This is a genomic window from Rhizobium ecuadorense (assembly GCF_001187535.1).
Classification (GTDB): domain Bacteria; phylum Pseudomonadota; class Alphaproteobacteria; order Rhizobiales; family Rhizobiaceae; genus Rhizobium; species Rhizobium ecuadorense.
Genome location: NZ_LFIO01001065.1, coordinates 303,084 through 327,285, shown reverse-complemented (window position 1 = coordinate 327,285; position 24,202 = coordinate 303,084). Strand labels below are relative to the sequence as shown.

Sequence of the window (24,202 nt, the reverse complement as noted above, 5' to 3'; positions counted from 1 at the left end):
ATGAAGCCCGTCCAGCTCGTTTTTGAAAAACGCTTCGAAATCCATCATCTGCTCCAGTATCGCGCGGCCGTTCTTGCCGACCGGACGTCCGCGCGTCAATGCTTACCCTTTGCTTTAACATCAACTGCGGCAAAAGGCCCAGTTTTTTGAATGATTCCAGATAAAAAAATACGCAAGCGCGGATCAACGAATTGATGCGGCAGAGACGCGTGAAATTGGCGAAAACCGTCCGGCGGCGACAATGTCCCATATTGCAAAAAAATGGGCACAAGAGTGGACAACCCTTTCTTCCGACATAGTTTTCGCACTAGCGTGGCAAAAAAAGACTAGGGACGGCCTATGCCCATCGGGCGACAACCCAGGAGAAAAGAAATGAAAAAAGCTGTCATACTCGCATTGATCGGCCTATCGGTCGCAAGCTGCACGCCGACCCAGCAGGGCGCCGGTATCGGCGCGGCCTCAGGCGCCGTCATCGGCGGCGCGGTCACCGGCAATGTTCGCGGTGCAGCGGTCGGCGCCGCCATCGGCGGTGTCTCAGGCGCCCTCATCGGCAGCGTCGCCGAACAGCCCGGCCAGTGCTACTATCGCGACCGCTACGGCCGCCGCTACATCGACACCTGCCCGCGCTGAGAGCGGTTGCAAAATCGCAAAAACAGGAAATCCCGGACACACATCCGGGATTTTTTGTGCTGAAATAGCGCGTTGGCAATTTAAAATGGTACACCCCGCGCGATTTTGCCGCTAAGCTGTTCATGGCTGGGCAACGAAGCTTCATTGTAGACCGAACCAAAAGCGGCGTATGCGGATTAGAGGGACAGGCCCGAAAACAGGTATTGCGTATCGGCGAACAGGCACCATGATGGTGGTCGCAGCGGCAGCTGCGTTCTCACCGGTCCTGATCGGCGACGCTTATGCCTTCAAGCTTTTCGGCATCACCATTTTCGGCAAAGACGAAGACGAAACGCAGCAGGTTCCCGATCCGGTGCGCTATAGCGTCGATCTCAAAGCCGACACCGCCGATCCCGACCTGAAGGAAGCGCTTGAGAACAGCTCCCGGCTTGTGGGCGACCAGAAGCAGCCGGTGTCCGGCGATCTCGGCATCGTCGTCAAGGCGCGCGACGACCGCGAGCGCCTGATCGCAGCTCTCTATGAAAAGGCCCGTTATGGCGGCGTTGTGACCATCACCATCGACGGTAAGAATATCGACGACCTGCCGCCCAATCCGACCTTCGACCGGTCCGGGCCGGTCCCCGTCACCGTCGACATTGCGCCCGGCCCGGTCTTCAAGGTCAGGGAGGTGCAGTTCGGCGGCGATGCCGCAAACCACAATCCCGCCGATTACGATCTGGCCCCCGGCGCCGAGGCCGGCTCGCTCGTCATCATCAAAGCGGGCGACAAAATCGTCGAGCAACTGAAGAGCGAGGGCCGGCCCTTCGCCAAGCTGACCGAACGCAAGGTCGTCGCCGACCACAACAGCGACACCGTCGATATCGTGCTATCGGCCGAAGGCGGCCCGGTCGCTCCGATCGGCGATGTCGGCGTCACCGGCGAGAAGACCGTCAAGCCGGGGTTCATCCAGCGCTATTCCCGGCTCGACAAGGGCGAAGCTTACTCCCCGGAAGCGCTGAAGAAAGCCGGCGAGCGGCTTCGCGCCCTCGGCGTGTTTTCGAGCGTTACCATTCACGAAGGCGATGCACTGGCGCCGGATGGTACGCTGCCGATGACGATCGAGGTGTCCGAAGGCAAGCGGCGCTATTTCGGCGTCGGCGCCCAATATTCCACCACCGACGGCTTCGGCGTTCAGGGCTATTGGGGCCATCGCAACCTGTTCGGGGAGGCCGAAACGCTGCGGATCGAGGGATCGGTCTCGCGGCTTGGCGAAACCACCGATGTCGGCAGCCTCGACTATTCCGCCGGCATCCTCTTCACCAAGCCCGGCGCCTTCTTCCCCGCCGCCACACTGAAGGCCGGCATCGTCGCCAAGACCGAAAATCCGGATGCCTATAATGCGACGCTCGTCACCGCCTCGCTCGGCCTCTCCTATGAGCTGACAGACCGGGACACCGTCTCGGCGAGCGGCGAGGTCAGCTGGGAGCGCGACGACGACGCCTTCGGCACCAACGACTATCTGACCTTCACCCTGCCGCTGCAGTATGACCGCGACGCCCGCGACGACAAGTTCAACCCGACCGAGGGCTATCGCGCGACATTTTCGGCCAAGCCCGGCTACGAGATCTTCAATGCCACGCCTTATGCGGCCTTCCAGGGCTCGGTCTCCGGCTATCTGCCCTTCGGCGCCGAGGACCGCCTGGTGCTGGCCGGCAAGGTCGCCGCCGGTGTCTTGATCGGCGGCGGCGGCATCGAGAATATTCCGGCCACGCAGCGCTTCTTTGCCGGCGGCGGCGGCTCGGTGCGCGGATACAGCTATCAGGAAATCTCGCCCTATAACGACAATGGCGACCCCACTGGCGGCCGCTCCTATGTCACGGCTTCGCTGGAGGCGCGCATCAAGATCACCGATACGATCGGCATCGTGCCCTTCCTCGATGTCGGCACCGTATCGGACAGCACCTTTCCCGGTTTTTCCGATATCCGCGCCGGCGCCGGCGCCGGAATACGATATGCCACACCTTTCGGCCCGCTGCGGCTTGATTTTGCCATGCCGCTGAACAAGTACGAAGGTGGCACAGATTATGGAATCTACGCCGGCATCGGCCAATCCTTCTAGAATGGCCGATATCGATTTGTGAACCATCGTGAAAACGGGGTAGTGTCCGCGCCGATGCAAATGCTGGCAAAAATCGTCAACTGGTTCCTGCGGCTCACCGCCTATGGCGTGGGCGCAACCTTGATTCTTGCCGTCCTGGCACTGGCGATCTTCGGTTTCACCGCCTTTGGCGCCCGCATCGTCACCGAAAAAATCGCCTCGACGCTGTCCAACCGGGACATGACGATTACGGTGCGCGAACCGCAGGGTCTTTTGACCGGCGGGCTTCGCGCCGCCGAGATCTCGATCTCCGACACCAGAGGCGTCTTCGCCGAAATCCACGGCATCGCCATCGACTGGAACCCGCTAGCGCTGCTGACCGGAACGTTCCACGCCCAACGCTTCGAAATCGAAGCGATCGACGTGCTGCGCAAGCCGGTGCGCACCCTGCCCTCGCGGCCCGGAGCGGAAAATACCGGCGGCTTCAGCCTTCCGATCAAGGTCGATATAGACCGCATCGCGCTGCCCGACATCAAACTGGCCGAAGCCTTTGCCGGACGCGCTTTCGCGCTCGCCGCCGAAGGCAGCCTGTCGGCGAACCGCGATGGCGGCGAGGCGATCGTCAATGTCAGCCGCCACGCCGTCCCCGATGCGCGGCTTGCCGCCGACATCGCCTATGCGCCGGCCGAAAACCGGCTGCAGCTGAAGGCGCAGCTTGCCGAACCGAAGGGCGGGCTGCTGGCGGGCTTTCTCGGCCTGCCGGACAGCCCCGCCGTCAACATCGATCTCGACGGCCAGGGGCCGATATCCGACTGGAGAGGCAAAGTGCAGGCCGCGCTCGACGGACAGCAGCGCGCCGCAATCGAGGCCCGGCATCAGATCAGCGCGGACGGGCTGCACCACCTCGACCTCAAGGGCGGCGGCGATCTGAGCTCGCTGCTTCCCTCGGCATTCCGGCCGCTTTTTTCAGGCCAGACCAATATCGATCTTGCCACCACCTTCGACAACCGCGGCAAGATCGACATCCAGACCGGCAACATTGCCACCGGCAGCGTCGTCATCGCCGCCTCCGGCACCCTCGATCCGGCCGGCAACAACAGCCTGAACGCCAACCTGCTCGGCACGTCGGGACCTGTCGATTTCCGCTGGCCGCTCGCCGAAGGCGAAGCGCGCTTCCTGATTTCAGGTCTCAACCTGGCGCTGACGGGCGATGCCCAGGCGGCCCGATTGAATGTCAGCGGCTCGCTCGACACCGCGACCCTGCCGCAGGCCAATATCGGCAATGTCAAGCTGACGGCAAAGAGCGACGCCTTCAATCTCGCCGCCCGTTCCGGCAGCGTCCAGTTGCGCCTCGTTGCCGGCGACATGACATTTGCCGAGCCGAACCTCAATCGCGCCGTCCAGGGCCCGGTCACGATCGCCTCGCCGCTGCAGATCACGCCCGGCAGCATCGGCTTCAACGGCACCACCGTCGAAAGCGCCAACATCAACGGCGGCCTCAATGGTTCCTACCGGCTGGCAGACCAGGCGCTGACCGGCAACGTCAAGCTCACCGTCGCTCCGGCAGCCCTGCCGGTTGCGGTCTCGGGCAGGTTCGACGGACCGATCGCACTCGAAAGCCAGCTGGTCGGCACCATCCCGTCGAAACTCGCACTGTCCAACCTCGTCTTGACCTCCGGCACGCTTGAGGCCGCCGGCAACGTCGCGCTCGACGGCTCGAAGGTGAATGCCGATCTCTCCGGCCGGCTGCCCGACATCGGCAAACTCATGACAGGCGCCCGCGGCGGGGTGGGTTATGCGTTGAGAGTGGGCGGCGAACTGCCGGCGATCTCGGTAACGGCCAATCTCAAGGCCCCCAGCCTTGAAATGGCCGATCGTACGCTCGGCAATCTCAATATCGACCTGTCGGGTCTTGCCGATCCCAAGGCGCCGCAAGGCAAGGTCGCCGCCACCGGCACGATCGACGGCCAGCCGATAAGCATCAATGGCGACATAAGCTCTGCGGACGGCAGGATGCGTATTCCGGCGCTGACCGCCGATATCGGCGGCAACCGGCTGACCGGCAATCTGGAATTCTCGCCCGCCCTGGAGCCGACGGGTGCATTGACCTTCGATTTCCCCAATATCGGCCTGCTCGCGGCACTCGGCGGACAAAAGGCCGAGGGCGACCTCAAAGGGTCGCTTGGCGTCGCGAGTGACAATGGAAAGATCGCGCTCAAGCTGCGTGCATCAGGCGCTTCGATACGCCGCGATACGCTTGCCATCGTCAAGCCGGATATCGACGTCACAGTCAGCGACCTCTCCACCCTTGCGGCAAACGGCACGGTGAAGGCCGAGGAGCTGAATGCCGGGGCAAACAAGCTTGGCGACCTTGCGCTCGGTTTTGCCAGGCAGCAGAACCAGACCGACTTCGATCTCAATGCCGCCTATGACGGCAATCCGGTGCTGGCCGCGGGCAATATCGAGATGGCGGGCGGCGCGATCGACCTCAACCTCGATCGTTTCTCCGCGAGCCCCCGCAATATCCCGGTCGAGCTTGCCGCCCCGACGCAGGTCAAAATCGCTGGCGGCACCGCCAGCCTGACGGGGCTGACGCTGAAAACTGGCACCGGCTCGGTGAGCGTCACCGGATCGGCCGGCGAGACGCTGAAGCTCGATGCCGATATTCGCGAACTGCCGGCAGCACTCGCCAATGGTTTCGTGCCGAACCTTTCGGCCGGCGGCACGATCTCCGGGAGGATTGCGGTGACGGGAACGCCAGCCGCACCGATTGCCGATTTCAAGCTCGACTGGAAGGATGCGACGACGGGCCAGACCAAGGGCGCCGGGGTCGCACCGCTCGGCATCACCGCCGGCGGCAAATTCGCCGACAACAGGCTCGATTTCGACACGACGATATCAGGTGGTGACGGCCTGTCGCTCAAAGCCGCCGGCAATGTCCTGCTCACCGATCCGAAGACACCAGTCCTGGATATCGACGCCGATATCCTCAACCTGCCCGCCCGCATCGCCAATGGGTTCGTTCCCGATCTTGCCGCCGAAGGCGTGATAACCGGCAAACTCTCGGCGACTGGACCCCTCTCCGCGCCGATCGCCGATTTCGATCTCGATTGGAAAGGTGCTGCGACGAGCCACACCAAGCGGGCCGGCCTTGCGGACCTCGCGGTGAAGGCATCCGGTAAATTCGCCGACAGCAAGCTTGATTTCGACACGGCGATATCGGGCGCCGGCCGCCTCTCGCTGAAGGCAAACGGCAATGTCGCCGTCACCGGCACGACCATCGGCAACGTCAAGGTCGACGCAACGCTCAGCAATATCCCGGCAGGTATCGCAAACAGCTTCGTCGCCGATCTCGCCGCCGAAGGCGCAGTCTCCGGCACGGTCTCGGCCGCAGGCTCGCTTGCCGCTCCGAGTGCCAATTTCGACCTTGCTTGGAAAGGTGCTGCGACCAGCCATACCAAGCGGGCCGGCCTTGCCGCTCTCGGCCTGACCGCATCCGGAAAATTTGCCGACAACAAGCTTGAGTTCACCGCCGCCGCCAGCGGCGGCGAAGGCCTTTCGCTGAAGAGCACCGGCAATGTCGCCCTCGCCGGCACGACGGTCGAAACCATCAAGGTCGATGCCGAGATCGCCAGGATTCCGGCCAGCCTCGCAAATGCCTTCGTTCCGGATCTGGCGGCCGGCGGCACGATATCGGGCACGCTGTCGGCCGCCGGCACACCGGCCGCCCCGAATGCCGACTTCAAGCTCGCCTGGACCGATGCCGCGACCAGCCAAACCAGAAGCGCTCGCCTCTCGGGACTGGCGCTTGCCGCATCGGGCCATTTCGCCGACAACCGGCTCGAATTCGATGCCGATCTCGGCGGCAAGGACGGCCTCTCGCTCAAAGCCAAGGGCAATGTCGCCACATCAGGCACGTCGGTCCGCAACCTTGACGTCAAGGCCGATCTTGTCAACCTGCCGGCCGCCCTGGCCAACGGCTTCGTCCCCGGCCTTGCCGCCGAGGGCATGGTGTCGGGAACGGCATCCGCCTCCGGCGCCCTGCCCAAACCCGCCGTCGATTTCAAGCTCGATTGGAAAAACGCCGCCACGGCTCAGACCAGAAGCAGCGGCCTTTCCGGCCTGAGTGCCGCCGCCTCCGGAAAATACGCCAATGACAGGGTCGACTTCGATGCCAACCTTGCCGGCAAGGACGGGGTGCTGGCCAAGGCCACCGGCGGCGTCACTATTGCCGGAACGGCCATCCGCGATCTTTCGATCAATGCCGATATTCCCGCTCTGCCGGCCAATATCGCCAATGCCTTCGTGCCCGGTCTCGGTGCCGAAGGCATGCTTTCGGCCAACGCCGTCACGTCGGGAACGCCAGCCAATCCGATCGTCGATTTCAAACTCGACTGGAAGGATGCCGCGACCAGCCACACCAAGGCTGCCGGCCTCTCCCGCCTGGCACTGGCGGCGACGGGAAAATATGCCGGTGACCGGCTCGATTTCGATGCCAGTCTCAGCGGCAGCGGCGGCATAGCGCTGAAGGCCGCCGGCAATCTTTCGATCGCCGGCACCTCGATCCGCGCGGTCGATGTCACGGCGGATGCGACCAATGTCCCGGCCGGCATCGCCAACGGCTTTGTGCCCGGTCTTGGCGCCGAAGGCGCGGTCACCGCGACCGCAAAGGCCACCGGCGCGCTATCGTCGCCCTCGGTCGATTTCAAGGTCGACTGGAAGAACGCGGCGACGAGCCAGACAAAAGGCGCCGGCCTTTCGCCGTTCACTATCGGCGCATCGGGCAAACTTGCCGGCAACCGGCTGACGGTCGACACCAGCCTTGCCGGCGACGCCGGCATGTCGCTGAAGGGCGGCGGCAGCGTGGTGATCACAGGCAATCGCGCCCTCGACATGCGCTTCAACGGCAACCTGCCTTTCGCCGTGCTCGGCGCGCCGCTGGCACAGCAGGGCCTCGTCGCCGACGGCGTCGCCACCGTCAACCTGGAGATCGGCGGAACGGCCGCAGCACCGGTCATCAACGGCACCGTCACGACCTCAGGCGCAAAGCTCGTCGACGTCCGCCGCAATCTCGCCGTCAACAATCTGGCGGCAACCGTGAGCTTCAACGGCAGCCAGGCCGTCATCTCCCGCCTCAACGGCAATCTCGGCGGCGGCGGCACGATTTCGGCAAGCGGCACGATCGGCATCCAGCCGACCGGCGGTTTTCCCGCCGATATTTCGATCAAGCTGGATAAAGCGGTCTATGTCGATGGAACCCTCGTCGTCTCCACCGTCAACGGCACGCTCGGCCTGCGTGGGCCGATCATGAATTCGACGCTGAGCGGCAAACTTCGGCTGGACAAGACCTCGATCACCGTCCCGGAAAAATTGCCGACCTCGCTCAGGGAAATAGACATCCGCCATAAGAATGCGCCGCGCGCGGTGCTCGCGCAGCTGCGCGACGACGGCGAGCAGAAACCCGCCGAGAAATCCTCCACGATCACCCTCGATCTGGAAATCGACGCGCCCTCGCACATCTTCGCACGCGGCCGCGGCATCGATGCCGAGCTTGGCGGCAAGGTGACGATCCGCGGAACGGCGGCAGCGCCGATCGTGACCGGCGGCTTCACCATGCGCCGCGGCCGATTGACCATTCTCAACCGCCGCCTGGATTTCACCGACAAGAGCCGGATCACCTTTGCCGGCGACCTGACGCCGGCGCTCGATATGGAGGCGACCTCGACCTCCGGCTCGACGACGCTGACCGTCGATGTCGCGGGCCTCGCCACCGACCCGGCAATCACCTTCTCCTCCTCGCCGCAGCTGCCACAGGATGAGGTGCTGGCGCAGCTGATCTTCGGCCAGTCGATGTCAAAACTCTCGCCGGTGCAGATCGCCCAGCTCGCCGACGCCGTCAGCCAGCTGGCCGGCAACCGCTCGACCTCGCTTTTCGAAGGCCTGCGCAACCAGCTCGGCGTCGACGATCTCGACATCAGCACCGATTCCAAGGGCCAGACCAGCGTCAGCGTCGGCCGCTACCTCAACGACCGCACCTATTTCGAATTGCAGCAGGGCGGCGCGGCCGGCGCCAAGGCGATCATCAACCTCGACGTCGGCCGCGGCGTCAAGCTGCGCGGTGCTGCCGGCGGCAATGGTGCCGGCGAAGCGGGCATCGTCTACGAACGGGAATATTGAGCCGGCTTAGCGTCTGCGGCTGCCCCTCGCCCTAACCCTCTCCCCGTAAACGGGGCGAGGGGACGTGCCATGCGAAAGGTAGGAGAAGAGACGGGAGGTTGCGGCTATTCCCCCTTCGCCCCGCGTGCGGGGAGAAGGTGCCGGCAGGCGGATGAGGGCCGGCTTCGCCGATTTCACAGGCCAGGGTGTCGCGTGAAAATACGCTAAAAACCCGTCTTGCTGGTCTTCAGCAGAATATTGCTCTCGGTCGAATTGATCCCGTTGATCAGCCGGATGCGGCGCAGCGTCTCGTCGAAGGAGGCAAGATCGCGATCCTCGAGTTCGGCGACGAAATCCCATTTGCCGTTGGTGCTGTGAAGGGCGCGGACCTGCGGCAGGCCGCGCAGCTGATCGGCCACCCTGTCGGCGAGTTTGCCGAGCACCTCGATCATGACGATGGCGCGCACGCCGGCCGATCGCGTTTCATGACCGGTGCGGATGGTGAAGCCGACGATGGTGCCGGCGGCGACCAGCCTGTCGATCCGCGCGGCAACCGTTGCCCGCGAGGCGCCGGTGATCGCCGCAAGCGAGGAGACGGAAATCCGGGCATTATGGCGAAGTGCACTGAGAAGCTCGGTATCGAGATCGTCCACGATGATCACTTTGTCAAAATAGGTTTATCAATTTGCGCAATCATAATCCATTTCTGACACTTTTCCATCTTTTTGCCGTCAGCCCTTTATCCCACTATCGGCCGAAACAGGCCTAACCGCGGAGCCCCCGAATGAATGCCCAATCGCGATCTGTCACCCTCATCGGCGCGCCGCTGGAAGAAGGCTCCGGCCGCAGGGGCGCTGCCATGGGCCCCGCGGCGCTGCGTATCGCCGGCGTCGACCAGACGCTGATCGAGCTTGGCCATGACGTCGCCGATCTCGGCGATCTCAGGATCGTGCCGGCGATGGACCTGCCGAATCATCCGAAGGCCCATAATCTCAGGATTGTCGGCGCCTTCACCCGTGCGCTCGAAAGCAGCGTCTATGACGTCGCCGCTTCCGGTCGTTTCCCGCTGATTCTCGGCGGCGACCACAGCCTGTCCATGGGCAGCGTCTCCGGCATGGCCCGATATGCCGCCGGCAAAGGCCGGCCGCTTTTCGTGCTGTGGCTCGATGCCCATGCCGACTTCAACTCCCCCGGCACCTCGCCCTCCGGCAATATCCACGGCATGCCCGTCGCCTTCCTCTGCGGCGAGGCGGAGTTCGCCGAGATCCTGCCGAAAGACCGTCCCTTCGTCGACCCGAAACATGTCTTCCAGGTCGGCATCCGTTCGGTCGATGCGCGCGAGCGCGAGGAAATCCACGAACACGGCGTCAACGTCTTCGATATGCGCGCGATCGACGAGCAGGGCATCGGCGCCATCATGCGTGAGATCCTCGATGCCGTCGCCAAGGCGAACGGCCTGCTGCATGTCAGCCTCGACCTCGATTTCCTCGATCCCGACATTGCCCCCGGCGTCGGCACCACGGTGCCCGGCGGCGCAACCTTCCGCGAGGCGCATCTGGTGATGGAAATGCTGTCCGACAGCGGCCTCGTTTCGTCGCTCGATCTCGTCGAACTCAATCCGTTTCTCGACGATCGAGGCAAGAGCGCCCGCGTCCTGGTGGAACTGACGGCAAGCCTCTTCGGGCGCCGCATCTTCGATCGCCCAACCCGCGCCGCATAAAGGCACGCGCTGCATAAAGGAGGGAAGAACCATGAACACCTCGGAAAAACTGATCGCCACCGAACAGCGGCTCGGCGCCAACAACTACAAGCCGCTCGACGTGGTGCTGACGCGCGGCGAAGGTGTTCATGTCTGGGATACCGACGGCAATCGTTATCTCGATTGCCTCTCGGCCTATTCCGCCGTCAACCAGGGCCATTGCCATCCGAAGATCCTCGCCGCCATGGTCGAGCAGGCGGGGAGATTGACGCTCACCTCCCGCGCCTTCCGCAACGACCAGCTCGCCTATCTCTATGAGGAACTGGCGGCGCTGACCGGCTCGCACAAGATCCTGCCGATGAACTCAGGCGCCGAAGCCGTGGAGACCGCCATCAAGGCGGTGCGCAAATGGGGATACGAGGTCAAGGGCGTCCCGGAAGGCCAGGCGGAGATCATCGTCTGCGCCGATAATTTCCATGGCCGGACGCTGAGCATCATCAGCTTCTCCACCGATCCCGACGCCCGCACCGGCTTCGGCCCTTACACGCCGGGCTTCCGCACCATTCCCTTCGGCGATGCCGAGGCCTTCGAGGCCGCCATCAACGGCAACACGGTCGCAGCGCTGATCGAGCCGATTCAGGGGGAAGCCGGCGTCATCATCCCGCCGGCCGGGTATTTCACGCGCATTCGCGAGCTTTGCACTGATAACAACGTCACCCTCATCCTCGATGAGATCCAGACCGGACTCGGCCGCACCGGCAAGCTGCTGGCGGAGGAACATGAAGGCATCGAGGCCGATGTAACGCTGATCGGCAAGGCGCTGTCCGGCGGCTTCTACCCGGTGTCGGCCGTGCTATCGAATTCCGAGGTACTGGGGGTGCTGAAACCCGGCCAGCACGGCTCGACCTTCGGCGGCAACCCGCTTGCCTGCGCGGTGGCGCGCACCGCGCTGAAGGTGCTGACGGACGAGGGCATGATCGAGAATGCCGCCGATATGGGCGACTATTTCCTCGAAGGCCTCAGGTCGATCCGCTCGAACATCGTCAGGGACGTGCGCGGCCGCGGCCTGATGATGGCGATCGAGCTGGAGCCCGAAGCCGGCGGCGCGCGGCAATATTGCCATGCACTGAAGGAACGCGGCCTGCTCGCCAAGGATACGCACGACCATACGATTCGCCTCGCCCCACCACTGGTCATATCAAGGGAACAGGTCGATTGGGCGGTCTCGCAGATCGAAAAGACCATAGGCTGAAGTCAATCGGGGCTGAAAACCTTCGCAAAGCAGCTCCCGATTTAGATTTGGGCAACACTCTTTCGCTAATGTCGTCGTAACCGTAACGATGCTGGGCCGAGCGCAAAGCCATCGCGTGGTGTGAAGGCAAAGCTCGTCCGCGCCAATGGTGGCGCGCCCGCTTCTGCCCTGGCTTACGACAGTTGGGAAGAATTCTATGACCACGATCAATTCCACTAGCTTCAGCGGCGATACGCTCGAGATCATTGCCTTCCGCCTGCATGATCAGGAATTCTGCGTCAAGACCACGACCATCCGCGAAATTCGCGGCTGGGCGCCGTCGACGCCGATCCCGCATGCGCCGGCCGATGTCATTGGCGTCATGAACCTGCGCGGCTCGGTGATCCCGATTATCGATCTTGCCTACAAGCTCGGCATGAAGAGCACCGTCGCCAACGAACGCAGCGCCATTGTCGTCGCCGAAGTTCACAGCATGGTCATCGGCATGCTCGTCGACCGCGTCTCGGATATTCTCACCATCTCCTCCAGCCAGGTCCAGCCCGTGCCTGAGGTGACCGCCTCCTTCGACCGCGCCTATTGCGAAGGCATCATCGCTTCGGAAAATGGCATGATCTGCTTCCTGAACCTCGCCAAGATGTTCAAGGAAAACGAGACGGATGAACTGGCGGCCTGATCGCCATCAAGACAATTCCGATATTGAAAACCGCCCCCGGGCGGTTTTTTGCTGCACGTCCAGGGAAATCGCCGCGGTCGCCGACTTCACATTTTATTATTAGCAACAGCTTTTATACGTAATATTAACCACGCTCCCTCAGCATGGTGATGAAGCATACGGATGATGAGTCTCCGGTACAGGGGAGATAACCGGCGAGCGGTTCTTCCCGGCACCGGTATACCTCACCCGCCCCCTCGCTTCTCCAGCCGAAACAGCGGAAGCTGTGCATCTCAAAGGGACAGGAATGTTTGGTCTATCTTCCGATTCGAAATACATTCTTGACGCCATCTCCAGATCGCAGGCGATCATCGAATTCGATCTCAAGGGAAATATCCTGACGGCGAACGAGAATTTCTGCAAAGCGCTGGGTTACAGCCTGAGCGAAATCGTCGGCAAGCACCACAGCATGTTCTGCGAGCCGGCCTATACAGCAACCGCGGAGTACCGCGAATTCTGGGCGCGGCTCGGACGCGGGCAATATGATGCCGGCGCTTACAAGCGTCTTGGCAAGGGCAACCGGGAGATATGGATCCGGGCTTCCTATAATCCGGTTTCAAAAGGCGGAAAGCCATTCAAGGTCGTGAAGTTCGCGACCGACGTCACCGCCACGAAGAGGAAGGCAATCGAGGATTCCGGCAAACTGGAAGCGATCTCGCGCTCGCAGGCGGTAATCGAATTCAAGCCCAACGGCGACATCCTGACGGCGAACGAGAATTTTCAGGCCATGGGATATTCGCTGGCCGAAATCGCCGGCAAACATCACAGCATCTTCTGTGATCCCGCCTATGTCAGGACTGAGGAATACAGCAGCTTCTGGCAGCGTCTTGCCAATGGCGAATTCATCGCCAACGAATTCGTGCGTTTCGGCAAGGGCGGCCGCGAAATCTGGATCCAGGCGGCTTACAACCCGATCGTCGATGCCGACGGCAAGGTCTACAAGGTCGTGAAATTCGCAACCGACGTCACCCAGCGGATGAGCGCGATTTCCCTGCTCGGCGGCGCGTTGCGTCAGCTTTCCGAAGGGGATCTGACAAGGACGGTGGACACGCCCTTCGTCCCCTCGATGGAGCAGTTGCGCCATGATTTCAATACCGCGGTCAGAGGTCTTGCCGAGACGATGAAGACGATCGGCGAGAATGCCGTTGCGATCGCCGCCGGGTCGAGCGAAATCGGCGCATCGGCGGATTCCTTCTCCAAGCGGACGGAACAGCAGGCCGCATCGATCGAGGAGACGGCAGCCGCGCTGGAGGAAATCACCACCACCGTCAACGATTCCAGCCGCCGCGCCGATGAGGCGGGCCGCCTTGTCGCCGTAACGAAGCAGGGCGCCGAACAATCGGGCGTCGTGGTCCGCAACGCCGTCGCCGCCATGGACCAGATCGAACAATCCTCGCGCGAAATCACCAACATCATCGGCGTCATCGACGATATCGCCTTCCAGACCAATCTTTTGGCCTTGAATGCCGGCGTCGAAGCCGCCCGCGCCGGCGAAGCCGGCAAGGGCTTTGCGGTCGTCGCCCAGGAAGTCCGCGAACTCGCCCAGCGCTCCGCCAAGGCGGCGAAGGAGATCAAGGCGCTGATCAACAGCTCGAGCGACCTCGTCAAGAACGGTGTCGGCCTCGTCGGTCAGACCGGTAAGGCGCTCGAGGAGATCGTCACACAGGTCGGCGATATCAACGGCAACGTCGTTGCTATCGTCGAAGCTTCACGGGAACAGGCAACCGGCCTCAAGGAAATCAACCAGGCGGTCAATACGCTGGACCAGGCAACCCAGCAGAATGCCGCCATGGTCGAGGAGAGCACCGCCGCCAGCCATAGCCTGGCAAAGGAAGCCGAAATGCTGCGGGTCCTGCTGGCAAGATTCCGCCTGCCCGGCCAGACCCGCGCCCAGGCCCAGCAGATTGCCGGCAGGCCCGAGGCAAGACAGATAGCCTCGCCAGCATTGCATCTCGTTTCCCGTGTCGCAAAAGCGCACGGCGCAACTGCTGCAACCGCACAGAGCTGGGAAGAGTTTTGACGTCAGTCTTCCCCCGCCGCACTACCGGGCCTGGTTTGCTTCCGGCTCGGGCTTTCGGATCAAGGGAGCAGCCTGACGCACCAGCGCATCCAGACCATTCTCCTCGTTTTGCAGGATTTCGAACAATTGCCGCCGCATGCGCGGCTCCCAGAATTTGTTGATATGATTGGCGACCCCCTCGACGGCCTCGCTTGCCGGCTGGCTCTTGAAGAAGGTGGCGATCTGGTTTGCCATATAAACGAGCTTGGTCTTGGTATCATGCGACATCGGCGATGCTTCCGGGCAAGATGCGGTGCGGGTGGGTGAAAATCTCGAAATCCTCGCCGCGCACCAGCGCAACGAGCGTCATGCCGGCCGCTTCGGCCGTGCGGATGGCCAGAGCGGTCGGCGCTGAAATGGCAATCAGCACCGGACTGCCAAGGATCGCCGCCTTCTGCACCATCTCGACCGAGAGCCGGCTGGTGACGACGACGGCGCCGTCTCCGCCTCTTTCGCCAAGGCCGATGACGGCGCCACAAAGCTTGTCCAGCGCATTGTGCCGGCCGACATCTTCGCGGACCGCAAGCAATCCCTTAGCCGGAAGATAGAAGCCGGCGCCATGCACCGCCCGCGTCTCCCGATGCAGCAGCTGCGCCTCGTTCAAAAGCGAAACGGCGCGAACGATATCGGCATGCGACAACGCCAGCGGCGATGCCGAGACATGCGGCACCGGCCGCACCGCCTGCTCGATCGATTCGATGCCGCAGAGGCCGCAGCCGACCGGCCCCGCCATGCTGCGGCGGCGTGCCCGCAGCCGATCGGCGACGTCGTCGACCAGGCTCACCTGCACATCGATCCCCTGCTCACCCGCGACGAACTCGATGCCGGATATCTCCACCCGCTTCGCGATGATCCCTTCGGTCAGGCTGAAGCCGACGGCAAAATCCTCAAGATCGGCAGGCGTCGCCATCATCACCGCATGCGAGCTGCCGCCATAGGAAAAGGCGACCGGCACCTCTTCCGGCACGATGCGAGAGCCGCTGTGCATCAAGCCATTGCGGCGGGCGGTTTCGGCGGCGCGGGCGGTGGTGGGGAAATCTACCATGCGGCAAAAGGGTGAAAAACACCCTCCTCCGCCTCACCGTCAACGCCAGCCCGTCCCCCCATCGTCACTCCGCTGCCTCGAGCTTTCCGGCGATCCGGCGCGATTGCCGCGCTTGCTCGTCATATTCCATCTGCCAGTCGCTCGGGCCGTTGGAGGGCGAGACCTGCACCGCCGTCACCTTGTATTCCGGGCAGTTCGTCGCCCAGTCGGAAAAGTCGGTGGTGATGACGTTCGCCTGCGTATTGGGGTGATGGAAGGTCGTATAGACGACACCCGGCGCCACACGATCGGTGATCAGTGCCCGGAGCGTCGTGTCGCCGGAGCGGCTGCCGAGCTTCACCCAGTCGCCGTCGCGAACGCCGCGCTGCTCGGCATCGTGCGGATGGATTTCCAGCCGGTCTTCCGCATGCCAGACGACATTCTCGGTCCGCCGCGTCTGCGCCCCGACATTGTACTGGCTGAGGATGCGACCGGTGGTGAGCAGCAGCGGGAAGCGCGGACCGGTGCGCTCGTCGGTCGCCACATATTCGGTGCGGATGAACTTGCCCTTGCCGCGCACGAATCCGTTGACATGCATGATCGGCGAGCCGAGCGGGTTCTTCTCGTTGCAGGGCCACTGCACCGAGCCCATCTTTTCGAGATAGTCGTAGCTTACAAGCGCGAAACTCGGCGTGGTCGCCGCGATCTCGTCCATGATCTCCGACGGATGATTGTAGTTCCAGTCGAGTCCCATCGCCCGGGCAAGCTTCTGTGTCACTTCCCAGTCGCCATAACCGTTGCGCGGCGTCATCACCTTGCGCACGCGGTTGATGCGGCGCTCGGCATTGGTGAAGGTGCCGTCCTTCTCGAGGAAGGTCGAGCCCGGCAGGAAGACATGAGCGTAATTGGCGGTCTCGTTGAGGAACAGGTCCTGCACGACGACGCATTCCATCGCGGCCAGTCCGGCCGCGACATGTTTCGTATCGGGATCGGACTGGAGAATGTCCTCGCCCTGAACGTAGAGACCCTTGAAGGAACCGTCGACCGCCGCATCCAGCATGTTCGGAATGCGCAGGCCCGGCTCGTTGTTGATCTTCACGCCCCAGAGCTTTTCGAAGATATCGCGCGTCGCATCGTCGGAAATGTGCCGGTAGCCGGGCAGTTCGTGCGGGAAGGAGCCCATGTCGCAGGAGCCCTGCACATTGTTCTGGCCGCGCAACGGGTTCACGCCGACGCCGGGGCGGCCGATATTGCCGGTCGCCATCGCCAGATTGGCGATCGCGATGACGGTGGTCGAGCCCTGGCTGTGTTCGGTGACGCCGAGACCATAATAGATCGCGCCGTTGCCGCCCTTGGCATAGAGCCTTGCCGCGCCGCGCAGATCCGCCGCCGGTACGCCGGTGAAGATCTCGGTCTCTTCGGGGCTGTGCGCCGGTTCGGCGACGAAACCAGCCCAGTCCTCGAATTCCGACCAGTCGCAGCGCTCGCGGATAAACGCCTCGTCATAGAGCCCTTCGGTGACGATCACATGCGCCAGCGCCGTCATGACAGCGACATTGGTGCCGGGCTTCAGCGGCAGATGGTAAGAAGCCTCGATATGCGGCGACCGGACGATATCGGTGCGGCGCGGATCGATGACGATGAGCTTGGCGCCCTGGCGCAGCCGCTTCTTCAGCCGCGAGGCGAATACCGGATGGCCGTCCGTCGGGTTGGCACCGATGATGACGACAACATCGGAATACTCGACGCTGTCGAAGTTCTGCGTGCCGGCCGAGGTGCCGAAGGCCTGGCCGAGACCGTAGCCAGTCGGCGAATGGCAGACGCGGGCGCAGGTATCGACATTGTTGTTGCCGAAGCCGGCGCGGACCAGCTTCTGCACCAGATAGGTTTCCTCATTGGTGCAGCGCGACGAGGTGATGCCGCCGATCGACTCGCGGCCATACTGATACTGAATGCGGCGGAACTCCGACGCCACATGCGCGAAGGCCTCGTCCCAGCTCACCTCCCGCCAGGGATCGCTGACCTTTTCGCGGATCATCGGGTTGAGGATGCGGTCCTTATGGGAGGAATAGCCGTAAGCAAAGCGGCCCTTGACGCAGGAATGGCCGCGATTGGCCTGGCCATCCTTCCACGGCACCATGCGCACCAGCTCCTCGCCGCGCATCTCCGCCTTGAAGGAACAGCCGACACCGCAATAGGCGCAGGTGGTGATGGCCGAATGCTCGGGCTGGCCGATCTCTATCACCGACTTCTCCGTCAGCGTCGCCGTCGGGCAGGCCTGGACGCAGGCGCCGCAAGAGACACATTCGGAATCGATGAAAGCTTCATGCGCACCCGAGGAAACCTTGGAGCCGAAACCGCGCCCCTCGATCGTCAGCGCGAAAGTGCCTTGCACCTCTTCGCAGGCGCGCACGCAGCGCGAACAGACGATGCACTTGGAGGGATCAAAGGTGAAGTAGGGATTGGATTCGTCCTTCGGCGTCCATTTCAGATTGATCTCGCCATTGTTGCGCGCCCTGATGTGGTTGTCGCCGTCATAGCCGTAGCGCACGTCACGCAGGCCGACGGCGCCCGCCATGTCCTGCAATTCGCAATCGCCGTTGGCAGCGCAGGTCAGACAGTCGAGCGGGTGGTCGGAAATATAAAGCTCCATCACGCCGCGGCGAACATCCTTCAGCCGTCCCGTCTGCGTGTGCACCACCATGTTGGCCGCCACCGGCGTCGTGCAGGAGGCAGGCATGCCCGCCCGGCCCTCAATCTCGACGAGACAGAGCCGGCAGGAACCGAAGGCGTCGATCATGTCGGTGGCGCAGAGCTTCGGCACCGTGATGCCGGCCTCCATCGAAGCGCGCATGATCGAGGTGCCCTCCGGCACGCTGATCTGCTGCCCATCGATGGTGAGTGTCACCATCACCTCGGATGTCGAAGCAGGAGTGCCGTAGTCGATTTCATGGATGAGAGACATGGTCGGCCTCCTGTCTGGAAGTGAAAATGAGCAATTCGGAGGGAGCTGACGGGTAGAAGGCCATCATTCCGCAGCCTCCACCATCGGCGCCGGCGAAAAATCCTCCGGGAAATGCGTCATGGCGCTCATGACCGGATAGGGCGTGAAACCGCCGAGCGCGCAGAGCGAGCCGAATTTCATCGTATTGCAGAGATCGGTGAGCAGCGCCCGGTTCTTCTCCGGCTCGATGCCATGGGCGATCTTGTCGGCCGTCTCGACGCCGCGCGTCGAGCCGATGCGGCAGGGCGTGCACTTGCCGCAGCTTTCGACGGCGCAGAATTCCATGGCGAAACGCGCCTGCTTCAGCATGTCGGCGGTGTCGTCGAAGACGACGATGCCGGCATGGCCGATCAGCCCGTCCCTGGCAGCGAAGGCTTCGTAATCGAACGGCGTGTCGAACAGTGCCCGCGGGAAATAGGCCCCGAGCGGCCCACCGACCTGCACGGCCTTGACCGGCCGTCCTGTCGCCGTACCGCCGCCGATCCTGTCGACGATATCGCCGAGCGCAAGACCGAAGGCCGTTTCGTAAAGACCGCCATATCTGATATTGCCGGCGATCTGTAGCGGGATGGTGCCGCGCGAGCGGCCCATACCGAAATCGCGATAGAAGGCCGCACCCTTCTCCATGATGACAGGCACTGAGGCGAGCGAGATCACATTGTTGATGACGGTCGGACAGTCAAACAGCCCCTTATGCGCCGGCAACGGCGGCTTGGCGCGCACGACGCCGCGCTTGCCTTCGAGGCTGTTCAGCAGCGCCGTCTCCTCGCCGCAGACATAGGCGCCGGCGCCGGTGCGCACCTCGATATCGAAGGCGCGGCCGGAGCCGAGCACCGAAGGGCCGAGTATCCCGGCTTGGCGCGCGATGGCGACAGCCTCGGTCATCGCAGCGATGGCGTGCGGATATTCCGAACGCGTGTAGACGAAGCCCTTCGTGGCGCCGGTAGCAAGTCCTGATATCGCCATGCCCTCGATCAGCACGAAGGGATCACCCTCCATGATCATCCGGTCGGCAAAGGTGCCGCTGTCGCCCTCGTCGGCGTTGCAGACGATATATTTGCGGTCGCCGGCGGCATCGAGAACCGTCTTCCACTTGATGCCTGTGGGGAAACCCGCGCCGCCACGGCCGCGAAGGCCGGAATCGGTGACTTCCTTGACGATTTCGGCAGGCGCCATCGAAACGGCGCGGCGAAGGCCGGCAAGGCCGCCATGCGCTTCGTAATCGGCCAGCGACAGCGGATCGGTGACGCCGCAGCGGGCGAAGGTCAGGCGGGTCTGTTCCTTCAGGAACGGGAGGTCTTCAACCTCCCCGAGACAGAGCGGGTGATCGCCGCCATCGATGATCCCGGCATCGAACAGAACGGACACATCCTTTGCCTTCACCGGTCCGTAGCCGATGCGCTTGCCGGCAAGCTCGACCTCGACCAGCGGCTCCAGCCAGAACATTCCGCGCGAGCCGTTGCGCACGATCTCGGCATCAAGGCCGCGGGCGGCGATCTCCTGGGCAATCGCCTTTGCCACCTTTTCGGCCCCGAGCGCCAGCGCAGCGGCATCGCGCGGAACATAAATCCTGACTGTCATCGGCGTGCCTCCGCAACGAGTTCGGCCGCCGTCTGATCGTCGATCCGGCCGTAGACCTCGCCGTCGAGCATCGCCGACGGGGCGCAGGCGCAGAGCCCGAGGCAGTAGACCGGTTCCAGCGTCACACTGCCGTCGAGCGTCGTCTGGTGAAAATCGATGCCGAGCAGCGTCTTCACACGTTCGGCCACCGCATCGCCGCCCATCGACTGACAGGCCTCGGCCCGACAGAGCTTCAGCACATGCCGGCCGGCCGGATGGTCGCGGTAATCATGATAGAAGGTCACCACGCCATGCACCTCGGCGCGGGAAAGGTTCAGTTCCTCCGCTATCACAGGCACGGCCTCCTGCGGCACATAGCCGAATTCTTCCTGAACCTCGTGCAGAATGGGAAGCAGCGGCCCTTCAAGGAAGCGAAGCTCGGCGACGATGGCACGGGTGCGCGCTGTGATATCGCCTTCGGCGATATGAATGGTCATAAGGCAGCCCTCCCAGCCGCTTGCTCGTTACAGGAATGGCAGACTCCCCCAGCCAATCACCATTCCATAACCAGCATCTCAGGGAAGCCGAGCGTGATCAATAAAGCTATCCTGTGGATCGATAGATTTTTCCTATCAGAGTTCCTCGTCCCTCACGAGCACCCGCGCTTCGTGCAGCAAGGCCGAGACGAGCGGCGTGAAGGGTTCACGATAAGGCGCTACGAGCCCGACCAGATGATGCGCTTCCGGTTCGACGATCGGAATCATCCGGATTTCCACTGGAAAACCAAAAGATTTGGCGACATTGCGCGGCATGATGCTCGCCCAGCGTCCGGTTCGAACATGCGAAAACAGCACGATCATCGAATTGGATTCGAGCGTCGGATGCACACTCGCGCCTGCTTCCGTCAGGTGCCGATTGATGATTCGGCGGTTCTGCATGTCGGCGGTCAATAGACAAAGCCGAAGATCGCCGACCTCCTTCCAGGTCACATTGTCGCGATCGGACAGCGGGCTGCCTGCAGCCGTGATCAGATGGTAACGCTCGGCATAGAGCGGAACGCTGGTGACACGGCCGAGCGGTTCATTTTCGAGATAGGTGATGCCGGCATCGATTTCGAGGTTTTCGAGCATGCTCAGCACCTGCAGCGAATTGCGTGAGACGATCGAGAAGGTGACGCCGGGATGCCGCTCCTGAAAGGGCGTGGTGATGCGCGACAGCATGGCGAGCGCCGTCGGAATGGCGGCGAGACGGATATGGCCGGAAAGACCGCGGCGCGCGGCGCGCATCTCCTCGCGCATGGTGCGGGCGTCGCCGACGATGCGGCGAGCCCATTCGAGCACGCGCTGCCCTTCCGGCGTCAAGCCCTGAAACCGCGAGCCGCGCTGCACCAGCATGACGCCGAGCTGATCCTCGAGCTGCCGGATCGCGGCCGACAACGTCGGCTGTGAAATCCCGCATTCTTCGGCGGCGCGGCCGAAATGTTTTTCATTGGCAAGGGCGATGAAGAATTCCAGCTTGTCGATCATCCGGTCTCCCGCGACATTCCGCGTCCGGCCTCATCTTCGACATAGCAGCGACGCTCCGCAAGGGCGGTGCTAATGCATGTCGCCCAAAAGTGTGCAGCGGTTTTGGGACGACGACATGCATAACACAAAAAACTAAAGCGCGTCGCATGAAGCAAGTTCTTTGCGACGCGCTTTAACAGTTTTCTACAATGGGAAAAGCTCAAACAGCGATTCGAGGAAGGCAAGCACGCTGACATTGCCGATACTGTAATAAACCAGCCTGCCCTGACGGCGCGTATTGACCAGGCCTTCGAGCCGCAAACGCGCAAGCTGCTGCGAGACCATCGCCTGCTGTATGCCGAGAATATTTTCGATTTCCCCGACCGTCCGCTCCTGTTTTGCCAGTATGCAGAGGATCAGAAGTCGAGTGTGATGCGCCAAAGCTTTCAGCAGATCGCTCGCTTCATGGGCTTTTCCAGCGAGTATGTGCAAGTCCTGGCCGGTCATCCCCGGCTCCGGTTTAGGCAACGGCATTCGATATCTCGGAAGGGAGGCGGTGTGGTAGATCAGCACAATAGCATATTCGCACAAGCGAATTGGTCAATAGTGATGAAATGCCAAAAAAGGTCCAAGTAAATCAGCAGATAAGCTGTCCGCCATTGATCTCGATCACCTGGCCGGTGATGTATCCCGACAGCAAGGGAGCTGCCAGGAACAGATAGGCGGGAGCGCAATCCTCCGCCGTGCCGAGCCGCTGCAACGGGATGGATTTCCGGGTCTGCTCCAGTTTTTCCCTGGAGGAATAGCGCTCGTGGAAATCCGTCTCGATCGTTCCCGGCGAGACGCAGTTGACGCGGATGCCGTCCGGGGCAAGCTCGCGGGCAAGCGCCTTCGAATAGGTCGCAACGAAGGCTTTCGAGGCCGAATAGATCGAGGAGCCGGGGCTGCCGCCGGTCAGCGCCGAGATCGAAACTGTGTTGACGACGGCAGCACCCTCGGCCGCCTTCAATGCCGGCAGCAAGGCGCGCGTCAGCGCCACCACCGATGTCTGGTTGAGCCGGATGACCGCCTCATATTCCGCGTCGGTCAGCGTCGCAGCCGGAAAACGGCCGAGCATGGTGCCGGCATTGTTGACGAGCACATGCACCTTGTCGAAGAATGCGAGAACATCTTCGGCAAATTGCGCCGCCCCGCCGGCGGCGGAGAAATCGGCATGCAGCAGCAGCGCCCGTCTTTCCGATTCAGCCGTCAGCAGGAAATCCGGCAGGTCTCGCCCCGGCTTGCGCCCGGTGTGAACGATGACCTTCGCGCCGCAATCCAGAAACTGCCGAGCGACTTCCAGGCCGATGCCGCGGCCGGCGCCGGTGACGACGACATTGCGATTTTCAAACAGTCTTGGATGAAACACGAAGCCGTCCTCCTCGGTTGCGTCACTCGCCCTTAACATATGAGCACCGCGACCGAAAGAAAGGCAGACATCGATCTTTCCGGGAGAGACTTGGCTCTCCCGGAGAGACTCGGCTCTCCCGGGGAGACTTGGCTCTCCCGAAGGCTAGTTTTCGGTCTGCAGCAGCCGCGCACCCGGCCCTTCCTTGCCGAGCCGGTCGCAGGGATTGCGCAGCGGACAGCTTTCGATCGACAGACAGCCGCAGCCGATGCAGCCGGCCAGGCGGTCGCGCAACAGGCTGAGCTGGCCGATTCGCGCGTCGAGATCGTCCTTCCATCGTGCCGACAACGTCTGCCAGTCCGCGGCCGTCGGCGTGCGCCCCTGCGGCAGCGAGTGGAACGCCGCCTGGATTTCCACAAGCGGAATGCCGACACGCTGCGCCACCTTAATGATGCCGAGGCGGCGAAGTACGTCGCGCCCGTAGCGCCGCTGGTTGCCGCGGGAGCGGATGCTCGAGATCAAACCCTTTGTCTCGTAGAAATGCAGCGCCGAAACGGCAAGACCGCTGCGCTCGGCCACCTCACCGACCGTCAGCAGTTTGCCGGGCTGCGCTGCCGGAATCCGATCCATGCCTCTTGACCTCAATATTAGTTGAGGTTTTATAACCCTTGCTCCTGCAATCGTAAAGCCCGATCGGGCGCCCGCCAGCGCGGACGCCTTGCGCACGCCGACATCGCCGCCTGAGGCAGCAAGCTGCGGTCCCGTTCCCGGCAGGTACGGGCCCACCGAGGAACACCCGAGCGGGACTTCCGCTCGGGTGTTTCCCTGAGATCAGATCCATTCCGACTGGACGGACCGGTTCGCAATTTTGCGGTTGCGGGAAGAAAACCCGGGTGGTAGTTTCCGCCGAAATACAGGGGAGCTCCGTATCGCCGGGGCTGAGATGTGAGGCGCAAGCCTCTGGACCCTTCAAAGCTGATCTGGGTAATGCCAGCGGAGCGAGGTTCAGATGTTCTCAAGCGCAGAAGTGTCAGTCTATCCGATATCAGGCAACCTCGTCGGCATCATTCTCGATGCCGTCAAGGCGCTCGATCCCGATAGCGACCGGCTGCCCATCGAGACCGAAATCAAACGCTG

The 24,202-nt window shown here is 62.7% G+C and carries 18 protein-coding genes, 1 pseudogene and 1 riboswitch; of the genes and pseudogenes, 8 read left to right on the top strand and 11 right to left on the bottom strand.

Annotated features, from left to right (window positions below):
* Positions 1–95: 95 nt before the first annotated feature.
* Positions 96–281, bottom strand: coding sequence for a hypothetical protein (locus tag AF337_RS42440; RefSeq protein ID WP_152971140.1), 186 nt, complete (start codon positions 279–281; stop codon positions 96–98).
* A gap of 91 nt (positions 282–372) precedes the next feature.
* On the opposite strand from AF337_RS42440, the gene AF337_RS20380 reads away from it, so the two are divergent.
* The 3 genes from AF337_RS20380 (at position 373) to AF337_RS20370 (ending at position 8,884) form a co-directional block, all read left to right on the top strand.
* Positions 373–630: a YMGG-like glycine zipper-containing protein gene (locus AF337_RS20380; protein ID WP_049733496.1), complete on the top strand. Its 258-nt coding sequence runs from the start codon at positions 373–375 to the stop codon at positions 628–630.
* 169 nt (positions 631–799) lie between these two features.
* On the top strand, positions 800–2,728 hold the full coding sequence (locus AF337_RS20375) for an autotransporter assembly complex protein TamA (RefSeq protein WP_193393645.1): 1,929 nt from the start codon (positions 800–802) through the stop codon (positions 2,726–2,728).
* 54 nt (positions 2,729–2,782) lie between these two features.
* Positions 2,783–8,884, top strand: a complete 6,102-nt coding sequence (locus AF337_RS20370) for a translocation/assembly module TamB domain-containing protein (RefSeq protein WP_049733494.1) — start codon at positions 2,783–2,785, stop codon at positions 8,882–8,884.
* A gap of 203 nt (positions 8,885–9,087) precedes the next feature.
* On the opposite strand, the gene AF337_RS20365 is transcribed toward AF337_RS20370, so the two are convergent.
* Entirely contained in the window at positions 9,088–9,525 is a 438-nt protein-coding gene (locus AF337_RS20365; RefSeq protein WP_184340771.1) for an Lrp/AsnC family transcriptional regulator, read from the bottom strand.
* A gap of 122 nt (positions 9,526–9,647) precedes the next feature.
* Here AF337_RS20365 and rocF point away from each other — a divergent pair, with 122 nt between their 5' ends.
* The 4 genes from rocF (at position 9,648) to AF337_RS20345 (ending at position 14,546) form a co-directional block, all read left to right on the top strand.
* A complete protein-coding gene (gene rocF / locus AF337_RS20360) occupies positions 9,648–10,583 on the top strand; it encodes an arginase (protein WP_049733493.1) in 936 nt (311 codons plus the stop codon).
* A gap of 31 nt (positions 10,584–10,614) precedes the next feature.
* Positions 10,615–11,814 (top strand): ornithine--oxo-acid transaminase, encoded by a 1,200-nt coding sequence (gene rocD, locus AF337_RS20355; protein WP_049733492.1) that lies wholly within the window; start codon positions 10,615–10,617, stop codon positions 11,812–11,814.
* Between the two features lie 196 nt (positions 11,815–12,010).
* Entirely contained in the window at positions 12,011–12,487 is a 477-nt protein-coding gene (locus AF337_RS20350; protein ID WP_003567163.1) for a chemotaxis protein CheW, read from the top strand.
* A 286-nt stretch (positions 12,488–12,773) separates the two neighbouring features.
* Positions 12,774–14,546: a methyl-accepting chemotaxis protein gene (locus AF337_RS20345; RefSeq protein WP_049733491.1), complete on the top strand. Its 1,773-nt coding sequence runs from the start codon at positions 12,774–12,776 to the stop codon at positions 14,544–14,546.
* Positions 14,547–14,567: 21 nt separating this feature from the next.
* Here AF337_RS20345 and AF337_RS20340 read toward each other — a convergent pair whose 3' ends face one another.
* The 9 genes from AF337_RS20340 to soxR form a co-directional block, all read right to left on the bottom strand.
* Positions 14,568–14,813 (bottom strand): formate dehydrogenase subunit delta, encoded by a 246-nt coding sequence (locus AF337_RS20340; protein WP_049733490.1) that lies wholly within the window; start codon positions 14,811–14,813, stop codon positions 14,568–14,570.
* Positions 14,803–15,630 (bottom strand): formate dehydrogenase accessory sulfurtransferase FdhD, encoded by an 828-nt coding sequence (gene fdhD, locus AF337_RS20335; RefSeq protein WP_049733489.1) that lies wholly within the window; start codon positions 15,628–15,630, stop codon positions 14,803–14,805. The genes AF337_RS20340 and fdhD overlap by 11 nt, the downstream gene beginning before the upstream one ends.
* A 64-nt stretch (positions 15,631–15,694) precedes the next feature.
* Positions 15,695–18,574, bottom strand: coding sequence for a formate dehydrogenase subunit alpha (gene fdhF / locus AF337_RS20330; protein WP_049733488.1), 2,880 nt, complete (start codon positions 18,572–18,574; stop codon positions 15,695–15,697).
* A 63-nt stretch (positions 18,575–18,637) separates the two neighbouring features.
* Positions 18,638–20,194 carry a formate dehydrogenase beta subunit gene (locus AF337_RS20325; protein ID WP_049733487.1) on the bottom strand — a complete coding sequence of 519 codons (1,557 nt, stop codon included), beginning with the start codon at positions 20,192–20,194 and terminating at the stop codon, positions 18,638–18,640.
* Entirely contained in the window at positions 20,191–20,670 is a 480-nt protein-coding gene (locus AF337_RS20320; RefSeq protein WP_049733486.1) for a formate dehydrogenase subunit gamma, read from the bottom strand. Before AF337_RS20320 ends, AF337_RS20325 begins: the two co-directional genes overlap by 4 nt.
* Before the next feature lie 135 nt (positions 20,671–20,805).
* Complete coding sequence (locus AF337_RS20315; protein ID WP_049733485.1) at positions 20,806–21,699, bottom strand: LysR family transcriptional regulator; 894 nt, start codon at positions 21,697–21,699, stop codon at positions 20,806–20,808.
* A 183-nt stretch (positions 21,700–21,882) separates the two neighbouring features.
* The gene (locus AF337_RS20310) at positions 21,883–22,212 is read right to left on the bottom strand and encodes an ArsR/SmtB family transcription factor (protein WP_049733484.1); all 330 of its coding nucleotides are present in this window, start codon (positions 22,210–22,212) and stop codon (positions 21,883–21,885) included.
* Between the two features lie 103 nt (positions 22,213–22,315).
* On the bottom strand, positions 22,316–23,086 hold the full coding sequence (locus AF337_RS20305) for an SDR family NAD(P)-dependent oxidoreductase (RefSeq protein ID WP_049733483.1): 771 nt from the start codon (positions 23,084–23,086) through the stop codon (positions 22,316–22,318).
* A 144-nt stretch (positions 23,087–23,230) separates the two neighbouring features.
* Entirely contained in the window at positions 23,231–23,695 is a 465-nt protein-coding gene (gene soxR, locus AF337_RS20300) for a redox-sensitive transcriptional activator SoxR (RefSeq protein ID WP_049733482.1), read from the bottom strand.
* A gap of 275 nt (positions 23,696–23,970) precedes the next feature.
* A riboswitch (TPP riboswitch) is annotated at positions 23,971–24,084 on the top strand.
* On the opposite strand from soxR, the pseudogene AF337_RS46075 reads away from it, so the two are divergent.
* Positions 24,075–24,191 (top strand): annotated as a pseudogene (locus tag AF337_RS46075) (YkoF family thiamine/hydroxymethylpyrimidine-binding protein); the annotation flags it as partial. (Overlaps the previous riboswitch by 10 nt.)
* Positions 24,192–24,202: the final 11 nt, after the last annotated feature.